General features: G+C 40.9%; 6 protein-coding genes and 1 other annotated feature. Of the genes, 2 read left to right on the top strand and 4 right to left on the bottom strand.

Annotated features, from left to right (window positions below; genetic code table 11):
• The first annotated feature begins 591 nt into the window (after window positions 1-591).
• Window positions 592-842: a binding site (T-box leader), on the top strand.
• 45 nt (window positions 843-887) lie between these two features.
• Both leuA and WMO31_RS07555 read left to right on the top strand, forming a co-directional pair.
• On the top strand, window positions 888-2,564 hold the full coding sequence (gene leuA, locus WMO31_RS07560; RefSeq protein ID WP_367999457.1) for a 2-isopropylmalate synthase: 1,677 nt from the start codon (window positions 888-890) through the stop codon (window positions 2,562-2,564).
• 174 nt (window positions 2,565-2,738) lie between these two features.
• Window positions 2,739-4,091: an ATP-binding protein gene (locus WMO31_RS07555; protein WP_303806983.1), complete on the top strand. Its 1,353-nt coding sequence runs from the start codon at window positions 2,739-2,741 to the stop codon at window positions 4,089-4,091.
• A 138-nt stretch (window positions 4,092-4,229) separates the two neighbouring features.
• Here the strand turns inward: WMO31_RS07555 and WMO31_RS07550 are convergent, their stop codons facing one another.
• From WMO31_RS07550 to WMO31_RS07535, 4 genes are all read right to left on the bottom strand, one after another.
• Window positions 4,230-4,427, bottom strand: coding sequence for an alpha/beta-type small acid-soluble spore protein (locus WMO31_RS07550; protein WP_015522775.1), 198 nt, complete (start codon window positions 4,425-4,427; stop codon window positions 4,230-4,232).
• A gap of 264 nt (window positions 4,428-4,691) precedes the next feature.
• The gene (locus WMO31_RS07545; RefSeq protein ID WP_367999456.1) at window positions 4,692-7,121 is read right to left on the bottom strand and encodes a hypothetical protein; all 2,430 of its coding nucleotides are present in this window, start codon (window positions 7,119-7,121) and stop codon (window positions 4,692-4,694) included.
• Window positions 7,121-9,214, bottom strand: coding sequence for an efflux RND transporter permease subunit (locus WMO31_RS07540; RefSeq protein ID WP_117949944.1), 2,094 nt, complete (start codon window positions 9,212-9,214; stop codon window positions 7,121-7,123). The genes WMO31_RS07545 and WMO31_RS07540 overlap by 1 nt, the downstream gene beginning before the upstream one ends.
• Window positions 9,215-9,473: 259 nt before the next feature.
• Window positions 9,474-10,040, bottom strand: coding sequence for a TetR/AcrR family transcriptional regulator (locus tag WMO31_RS07535; protein WP_117949943.1), 567 nt, complete (start codon window positions 10,038-10,040; stop codon window positions 9,474-9,476).
• Window positions 10,041-10,307: the final 267 nt, after the last annotated feature.

Below are 10,307 nucleotides of genomic sequence, written 5' to 3'. Positions count from 1 at the left end.
TCCTGATGCTTTTTAGTGTACATCTCACTGTAATTCTTTGAGCTTTCCTCAAAGTCATTACGGGTTTCTTTACTATTTTCTCGTTGTTCAATTTTCAAGGTCCTACGCACTTTCAAGGCTTGTTTGCTTTCTTCATTTGAAGTCGCTAACCTCAGCAGTGCAAGAGCTATTGTACTACATTGTTTTGATTTTGTCAAGCACTTTTTAAAAGTTTTTTAAAAAGTTTTTTCAGCTTTTAAAATCAAAACCGAGCAACACTTTTGATTACTTCCTGAATGCTGACTCTCCACTTCCGTGCGTTCTACACTCTTTCACCGTCTGTGTTTTCTCTTGTTTGCCTCGCCTCTCAGCGCAACAGTTGATATTATATCAGCACTTCTATCTTTTGTAAACCCCTTTTTGACAATTTTTTTATCTTTTTTACATTATCGGCAATTTCTACATTTTAAACTCATTTGTTGTTTATTTTATCCCAAAATTCACTATATACACCCTTTTTTTAAAAATAAACTTTATTCGACAGATTTTCAAAACAATTTTCTTGACAAAGAATGGGTATATATATATAATAGTATTAACAAATGAATCCCCTTAAAAACATTGACGGGAACAAGATGCAAATGAACCGGCAAAGAGAGCTGTGACGGTTGGTGTGAGTCAGCATGGAACATTGTATGGATAGCTCATCCCCGAGTTTTTCGTGTGAAGTGTATATACTATATATATGTAATGCGAAACGCAAGACTGCGTTATCGGTCGGGACTTTGTCAGAAGTCTTTAAGGAGAACACAGTGATGTGTTCTTGAATACGGGTGGTACCACGGATTTTATTCGTCCCTTTGTTTAGGGGGGCGATTTTTTTGTGCTATTTAACAGGAGGTTATTATATGAAACCATCATTTGAAAAGTACATTCCCTTTAAGCAGATTAATCTGCCGGACAGACAGTGGCCAAACAATACTATAACAAAAGCACCGATCTGGTGCAGTGTTGACCTTCGTGACGGTAATCAGGCGCTTGTCGATCCTATGAACCTTGAAGAAAAGCTCGAATTTTTCCATGCACTTTGCGATATGGGCTTTAAGGAAATCGAAATCGGTTTTCCGAGTGCGTCAGAAACAGAATATGAAATCTGCCGTGAGCTTATCGAAAACAACCACATTCCCGATGATGTAACAATTCAGGTTCTTGTTCAGGCAAGAGAGCATCTTATCAGAAAAACTTTTGAGGCTGTTAAGGGTGCTAAGAATGTTATCGTTCATTTCTATAACTCAACTTCAACTCTCCAAAGAAAAGTTGTTTTCAAAACAGATATGGACGGCGTAATCAAAATTGCCGTTGACGGTGCAAAGCTTATTAAACAGCTTACGGATGAATATGACGGAGATACAAACTTCAGATTTGAATATTCTCCCGAAAGCTTCAGCGGTACTGAGCCTGAAAACGCTGTTGAAATCTGCGACAGGGTTATCGAGGCACTCGGTTCGACTCCCGAAAACAAGTTGATTGTCAATCTTCCGAATACTGTTGAGATGTGTACACCGAACACATATGCAGATCAGATTGAATACTTTGCAAGAAATCTTAAACATCGTGACGCCGCTATCATCAGTATTCACCCACACAATGACCGTGGATGCGGTGTTGCCGCAGGCGAACTTGCATTGCTTGCAGGCGCTGAGAGAGTTGAGGGTACACTCTTCGGCAACGGTGAGCGTACAGGTAATATGGATATCGTTACGATGGGACTTAATATGTTCACACAGGGCGTTGATCCTAAGCTTGACTTCTCAAATCTTCCAAAGCTCCGTGAAATCTATGAGCGTTGCACAAATATGAAGATTGATCCTCGTCAGCCATATATCGGCGAGCTTGTATTTACAGCATTCTCGGGCTCACATCAGGACGCTATCAACAAGGGTATGAAATATATGAAAGAAAGCGGAACAGATTACTGGGAAATTCCGTATCTTCCGATTGACCCTGCCGATGTCGGCAGAGAGTATGAGCCGATTATCAGAATCAACTCACAGTCCGGTAAGGGCGGTGCGGCTTTTGTTATGAACAATAACTTCGGTTATGACCTTCCAAAGAGAATGCATCCCGAATTTTCAAAGCTTGTTCAGGCAAAATGTGAGGAGCTTGGCAGAGAGCTTATTCCGAAAGAGTTGTTTGAGGTATTCGAGAAGAATTATCTTGAGCATAAGCAGAAATATGTTCTCTCAAGCAGAAAGATTTATGAAGAGAGCGAAAACGGCAATGATTATGTTCACTTCAAGGGCAAGATGAAGATTAACGGCAACGAAGAAGTTTCTCTCAGCGGTGTCGGCAACGGTCCTATTGACGCATTCTTCAATGCAATCAAAAAGGTCGGTCTTGACAAGTACGAATTCATCTCATACAGTCAGCACGCAATTTCTCAGGGTTCCGACTCAAAGGCTGTTTCATACATCGAACTCAAAAAGCCTGACGGAAAGAATATCTTCGGCATCGGCATTGACTCAAATGTCAATGTTGCATCGGTACTCGGCGTTCTCAATGCAATCAACAGAGCCGAGGCTTAATCAATTTAACAATTCAATTTTCAGGGCTGTACATATGTGCAGTCCTGTTTTTTTATGCTCTGAATCACTCTGTTTAGAAAAATGTTACAAATCACCTTGAGAAATCAAGAATTTCGTTACAAATGATTGAATATTTTCAAGAATAATGTTACACTACAATTAAGAGGTGATTTTATGCTTCAAAGAAAAGCCTATGAACATTTAGTAAAATGGAAAAATACACCCGATAAAAAAGCTCTGCTCATTTCAGGAGCAAGGCAAATCGGCAAAACATATATTATAAGAAAATTTGCAGAAGAAAATTATTCAAACTTTATCGAGATAAATTTCATCACAAATCCCGATGCCGCAAAGATATTCAACGGGGATTTGAATGCTGAAACAATACTGATTAACCTCACAGCATACACACAAAAGCCCTTAGTAAAGGGAGATACTTTGATTTTCTTTGACGAGATACAGGAATGTCCGTCTGCGAGAACGGCAATTAAATTTCTTGTAGATGACGGGCAGTTTGATTACATTGAATCGGGTTCACTGCTCGGAGTAAGATATAAAGAAGTAAAGTCCTATCCCGTCGGTTACGAAGAAAACTACCGTATGTATCCGCTTGATTTTGAAGAATTTGCAACTGCAAACGGTATTCAGCCACAAACGATAGAATATTTAAAGAAATGTTACGACAATAAAGAAACGGTTACGGAAGCAGTCCATCAATCAATGTTGAAGCTTTTTCAATACTATATTATTGTCGGCGGAATGCCTGCGGTTGTACAGAAATTTGTTGATACAAAAGACATCGGCGAGGTCTTGAAAATTCAAAAAGATATTCTCGAATTGTACAGACAGGATATTTCAAAATATTCCGACAACAACAAAGAGAAGATAAAGAGCATTTTTGATTTAATTCCCGCTCAGCTTAATGACAGAAACAGAAGATTTACACTTTCCGATATTAAAAATTCTGCACGAATGTTGAGATACGAAACAAGTTTCAACTGGCTTGCAGACGCAGGAGTTGCTCTCCCCTGTTACAACATAACCGAACCCGTACTGCCGCTTGAGCTCAACCTACAGAACAATCTTTTTAAACTGTTCTTGTGTGATACGGGACTGCTTTGTGCCGCATCAATGGGAAACATTCAGTTTGACATACTGTCGGGAGATTTGTCCGTTAATATGGGAAGTATCCTTGAAAATGTATTTGCCCAGGAGCTTGTTTCAAACGGTTTTCTTTTAAGATATTTCAATAAGAAGAATATCGGTGAAATTGATTTTATCGTTCAAAAAGGGAAGTCAGCCGTGCCGATTGAAATTAAGTCGGGCAATGACTACACAAAACACAAGGCATTGGATAACTTGATTGCAAAGCAGAGTTGGAACATAAACAGCGGTATTGTGTTCTGCAAGGGCAATTTGGAAATTGAAAACGGCATAACATATTATCCATGGTATATGTCAATGTTTTTCAAGCAGGAAACACTTCCCGAACATCTGAAAGTTAATGTTGATATTGTAAACATCTGATAATCGACAATTGCAGGACTGTGCGAATGTGCAGTCCTGTTTTTTATGCTCTGAATCGTCCATAATAAGCCTGTGGGCGAAAAATAGGGACATACAGCTAACACATAGCTATATGCCCCTGAAAATCGGTTTTAAAGCTTATTTCATACTGTTTTCGTAAGACTCAATCATCTTTTTAACCATCTGACCGCCTACAGAACCTGCTTCTCTTGCAGAAATGTCGCCGTTATATCCCTGTTTGAGGTTTACGCCTACTTCGTTGGCACATTCCATCTTAAAGCGTTCCATGGCTTCCTTTGCCTGAGGTACATTAATCTGATTGTTATTGCTTGACATAATTTGTTTTCTCCTTTTCAAAACTTTTAAATCTCGTTAAATTTATTAATAAAGCGGCGTTTCGGCATCCCGTTTTCATCGCCGCAATAGTATTGTTTGCGGTGAAATTCGTTTTATTATTTGTAATTTTTTCAAGTTTTGAAATTTACAAAAAACATCATACAAAGCAAAAAGCAGCTATGCCAAACGACATAACTGCTTTTTATATTGTGTATGAAAGGGTTAGGGAAATAAGCCTTTCGTCTTGCTGTTGAATATATTAAATTACTTTTTCTCGATTGAATCGGTCTTGTAGATGAAGTCAACCTTACCGTCCATATCATCGGAAATACCGCTGTAGTTGTTGTACTTCTTTGATGCTTTCTGAACAGCCTTGAAACGGTCGATGATATCCCGGACATCACCGTTTGCGGCATCAACAATGCTGTCAATGCCCTCCTCTTTGAACTTCTTCATACCCTTGGACAATGTCATTGCACCGTCATTGAGCTGTTTAACGCCGTCAACAAGTGCTGCACTGCCGTCTTTGAGAGTACCGACACCCTCAAACAATGATTTAGTACCGTTTGAAAGTGAGCTTGTGCCGTTTTTGAGAGTCTTTACACCGCTTTTAAGGCTTGATGTACCGTCCTTGAGGGTTGAAGTACCGCTCTTGAGTTCGCTTGTACCGCTCTTAAGACTTGAAGAACCGTTCTTGAGCTGACCGGCACCGCTTACAAGTGAACCTGTGCCGTCCTTGAGTGTATATGTGCCGGCGAGAATCTGCTGAGCGCCCTCGTTAGCCTGATCAACACCCGCTGTGTATGAAAGCACACCCTGATAGAATGTGTTGTAGCTGTCAAGCTGAGTTTTGAGAGCCTGAAGTGACTTTCTGCCTGCCTGAGCTTTTGCAACACCTGCCTGAATCTGACTCTTAACCTCTTCGCTGTTCATATTTGTTTCGATAAGGCTCTGAATCTGTGCCTCTGTATTGCTGTCAATTGCAGCCTGAACCGCAGATGTACTCATCTGTGTAGAAACTGCAGTAGAAACCTGAGCCTGAACTTCTTCGCTGACCTGACCTGCGGCAACAGCGGCATCATACTGATCTGCCGTCATACCAAGACCTGCGGCTGCGAGAACCTGTTCCGTAACAGACTTTCTTACCGTTGCCTCAACGGCAGTTCTGATAACATCCTTCTGGCTGTTTACAGTTGCCGTTACTGTTTCAAGTGCTGTATTGTAAGCGAGCTTCTGAGCATTTTCATCGCTGAGTGATGAAATAAGTCCTTCAAGAACGCTGTCATAGTTTTTAATTGTAAGCTTGTCGGCTGTAAGACCTGCGGCGGCAATCTGAGTGTCGGCAGTTGAAAGAAGTGTGTTAAACACCTGTTCTGCACCGCCGTTTAGAGTTGCGCTGTTGGATGAAAGCTTGCCGAGACCGCCCGCAAGTGTTGCAACATAACTGCTGAGACTTGCCGCACCGTTGTCAACCTGTGACGCACCGCCTGCAAGTGTTGCAAGACCGCTGTCAAGCTGTGATGCACCGCTGTCAAGCTGTGATGCACCGTTTTTGAGCTTTGACGCACCGTCATCAAGCGTTTTTGCTCCGCTTGAAAGACCGTCTGCACCGCTGTCAAGTTTTTTTGCACCGCTGTTTACCTGTTCTGCACCGTCATAAAGCTTGTCAATACCTTCAATGAGTGTGCCTGACTTGTCAAGAAGTGTGCCGATACCGTCATAAAGCTGTGAAGAACCGTCAACAAGCTGTTCTGCGGCGTCTTCGAGTTCATCAAGAGAATCCTTAAGCTCGTCAACCTTATCGTCAACCTTTGAAAAATCAACATCGTTGAAAATATCGTTCATTGCAACTGTCATTGTTGTTGAAAGTTCAAAATCGGTTGTATCTGCTGTGATTTCAACATAATCAGGGATTTCCATTTCATCCTTGTCAATGTCAAGGCTGTCCTGCATACCCGGAAGAGCAAAACCGGCAACGATTGTTCTTGTACCGTCATTGATCGCCTTGCCGTTTGAAACCTCAACATTTTTGAATTTGTCATCGTCAAGAATCATACCCGAAAGCATAAGGAACGGAACATTAACTTCTTTTGTCTTGCCGTTAATCTTAACCTTTTCCTTCTGTGTGTTTTCATAGTCAATGCGGATTGTAACCTTACCGCTCTTGCCTGCAATTTCATCTGCAGAAACAGTTTTGCCGTTAAGCTTGTAGCTTAATTTGAGTTTTACTGGAAGTTCGGTTGTGCCTGTTCCCTGATAGTAGATGTCATCGCCATTTGCAGCCCACTCATAAGCGTTGTCTTCGTTTACCGTGTATGTTTCGTCACCCTTAACATTTTTAACATCCTTGAGGTTTGAAACATCCTTTACCTTGCCTTTTGTATCTACACCCTTGAGCCAGTCACTTACAATGATTTTCTTAGCCGCACCGCTTGCGTCGGCAATAACATAAACGGTTTCATTTTTGCTGAGCTTTTTGAGAGCCTCTTTAGTTGTGCTTGCCTTCTTAACAGCCTCAACCGTACTTTCTGTCTGAACACCGAGAGCCTGTGCAGTATTGTCTGCACCGGCGGAATAAGCGGCAACGCCTACTCCGCTGCAAAGAATCGTGAGTGCAAGTGCACCCGAAATAGCGCCCTTAATGTAGTTTTTGCTTAAAAATTTATGATTATTATTTTTGTTAGTCTTTTTCATTATACAGCAGCCTCCGAAATTGATGTTTTTTTCGGCTTAAAACCGAGAGTTGTCTTTGCAATTACCTTGTCGAACAGCATAAACATTGCCGGCAAAATAAGCGTTACGCAGAACATACTGATGACAGCGCCTCTTGCAAGGAGCTTACAGATTGATGAAATAAGGTCAACATCCGAGTAGAATGCAACACCGATTGTAGCGGCAAAGAGTCCCATTGCACTAACGATGATTGACGGAATTGAAGTTTCAAGTGCCGTAATAACCGAGGTGCGTTTATCGTTTCCGAGATACCTTTCCTTCTTATATCGTGTCGTCATCAAAATTGCGTAGTCAACCGTTGCGCCAAGCTGAATTGTACTTATACAGATAGGTGTGATGAACGGGAGCGACTCGCCCATAAGATGCGGAATACCGAGGTTAATAAAGATTGCAAGCTCAATAACCGCAACAAGAATAATCGGAAGTGTGATACTCTTTTCAACAATCGCAATGATAATAAAGATTGCAACAATAGAAATTGCATTTACAACCTGAAAGTCAACTGTCGTGATGTTTACAAGGTCGTTTGTACAAGCGGCTTCACCGATGAGAAGTCCGTCCTTATCATACTTTGTAATGATTTTATTCAACTCGTCAATCTGCTTTGCCATAGGATCTGTGGCTGTTTTGTACTCAGAGTTGATAAGCATAAGCTCCCATTTATCATTTTTGAGAACGCTTGTGATTGAATCGGGAAGAACTTCTTCCGGAACAAGCGAACCTACAACGCTTTCAAGACCGAGAACATATTTTACGCCGTCAACCTTTTCAAGCTCGTTTGTCATATTTCTTGCGTCCTTTGCAGAAAGCGAAGAATCAACAAGAACCATATGTGTTGTACCGACACCGAATTCATCTTTAAGCTTTGTGTTGGCAATTACATTTGCCATATCTTCGGGAAGACTTTCCGACAAATCGTAGTAAATCTCATTGTTTGTCTGGCTGTATGCCGAATAGAACGGATAAATAAGAGCCGCAAACATCACGAGAAATACGGGGAAAATTTTAACAAGTCCTGTTGCAAGCTTCTTTGTTGACGGAATAAGCGACTTGTGCATTGTCTTTTCAAGAGGCTTGTCAAGAACAAGAATGAGCGACGGAAGAACCGTTACACAGGAGATAACACCGAGGATAACACCCTTTGCCATTACAATACCGAGGTCAAGACCAAGTGTGAATGTCATAAAGCAAAGTGCGATAAAGCCTGCAACCGTTGTGATTGAACTTCCGATTACGGAACGAACGGTTTCGTGAATTGCAACAGCCATCGCCTGCTTGTGGTTTTCACAAATGCCCTTTTGCTCTTCGTAGCTGTGCCACAGGAAGATTGAGTAGTCCATTGTTACCGCAAGCTGAAGGACTGCCGCCAACGCTTTGGTAATGAATGAAACCTCACCCATAAAGTAGTTACTGCCCATATTTACAAGGATAGCAACCGCTATACTTGCAAGGAACACAAACGGGATAATCCAGTTATCCATAAATATCATCATTGCAATTACCGCAAGAACAACAGCGATTGCAACATAAGTCATTTCCTGTTCCTCAAACATATCTTTCATATCCGTAATCATTGCCGACATACCCGAAACAAAGCATTGTTTACCGGCAACCGAACGGATTTCTTCGATAGCGTTCATTGTTTCATCTGCTGATGTTGAGGTATCGAAGAATACCGCCATCATCGTTGCATTTCCCGAATTGAACGCATCATAAATTTTGTCGGGCAACATTTCCTTTGGAATTGAGATGTCGGCAAAATCGTCATACCAAAGAACCGTATCAACATGGTCGATTTCTTTGATTTTTTCCTCCGTTGCCGCAACATCCTTATCATCCATATTCTCAAAGATGAGGAATGAAAAAGCACCCTTTCCAAAGTCATCAAGCAGATAATCCTGACCCTTGATTGTGTCGAGGTTATCGGGAAGATAACTAAGAATGTCGTAATTAACCCTTGTAAATGCCATTCCCAAGGCTGACGGAATCATCAGCGCAACGGCAAGTATAAGGATTACGAAACGGCTTTTAACAACCGCTTTCCCTAACTTCATATTTCATACTCCTTCATATATGATTTGCAGACTGCACTCTGCATTCAAAGGAACGATCCGAGAGGTGAACCGTATTTCCTTTGTCCGTAATATATTCTATTACGGCTTTGTTAAAATTTAAACAGACACAAAAAATGCCGTGTCAGGAATTTAGACACGGCAATAAATTTGTACGGAAATCAGACATTTTGTTAAATTCGTCTGCATTTCAGACACGCAAGCAAGCACAAATATTCAATTTTAACCAATAAAACAGCAATCAGACATTGATTTTGGCACATCTGTCCAATGCAGACTCCATTGAACCCTCAAACAGCTCACAAATGCGTTTCATCTTAATTTTGAGGTCATATTTCATACCTCCGCCGAGCCAGTCGATAATAAAACCGACAAGCTGACACTTGTAGTACATAATCATTGCGTCAAGGTCATCTTCGGCAATGTTTTTTGTAATTTCAAGCTTGTCAAAATAGCTTTTTATAGCGTGAGTACAAATCCTGTTGAGATACACATCAAATGTAGTTCTGTTCGCAGAATTGTAAATGTGCTGAATCACCGACTTGTTAGAAGAAGCATAGTCAATTACAGAAATCAGGCTTTCATAAACAGAGGTATTGTTGTCGGTTTCGGTCGCAACAAATCTGTCAGCCTCTTCAACGAGAATTTCCTCAAGAAGCGACGGAATGTCGTCAAAATGGTAGTAGAAGGAATTACGGTTAATTCCGCATTCTTCAACAATTTCCTTGACTGTAATTTTATTCAACGGCTTTTTATTCAAGAGCGAAATAAAGGTCGCCTTGATAGCCGCCTTGGTAAATGTCGGCATAGTGTCCCCCCTGAAAATTGCAAAACATCCGTGTGCAGACGGATGTTTCCGTTCCGAATTTTTTCATACACAATATATGTAGCCGATTGCTACACTAATTAAAGTAAATTGTATCACAATTATTTAAAAATAGCAATAACAAGCATATTAACAAAATCAGGGGTTTGTTTTGTATTTCCTATGTAAAAAAGCCCAAAAATTGATGTTTCCCCCCAAAAAAAGTCAGATCCAAAATCTAATGATTTTGGAGGTTGATTCAAAATCGTG

It is taken from the genome of Ruminococcoides intestinale (assembly GCF_040095935.1).
In the GTDB taxonomy this organism is placed as follows: Bacteria; Bacillota; Clostridia; order Oscillospirales; family Acutalibacteraceae; genus Ruminococcoides; species Ruminococcoides intestinale.
Note: the sequence above shows the minus strand (reverse complement) of the source record. Positions and strands in the feature narration are given on the sequence as shown.

Coding starts and splice junctions, on each gene's coding strand:
- leuA (WP_367999457.1), top strand. CDS start 888: ATGAAACCATCATTTGAAAAGTACATTCCCTTTAAGCAGATTAATCTG.
- WMO31_RS07555 (WP_303806983.1), top strand. CDS start 2,739: ATGCTTCAAAGAAAAGCCTATGAACATTTAGTAAAATGGAAAAATACA.
- WMO31_RS07550 (WP_015522775.1), bottom strand. CDS start 4,427: ATGTCAAGCAATAACAATCAGATTAATGTACCTCAGGCAAAGGAAGCC.
- WMO31_RS07545 (WP_367999456.1), bottom strand. CDS start 7,121: ATGAAAAAGACTAACAAAAATAATAATCATAAATTTTTAAGCAAAAAC.
- WMO31_RS07540 (WP_117949944.1), bottom strand. CDS start 9,214: ATGAAGTTAGGGAAAGCGGTTGTTAAAAGCCGTTTCGTAATCCTTATA.
- WMO31_RS07535 (WP_117949943.1), bottom strand. CDS start 10,040: ATGCCGACATTTACCAAGGCGGCTATCAAGGCGACCTTTATTTCGCTC.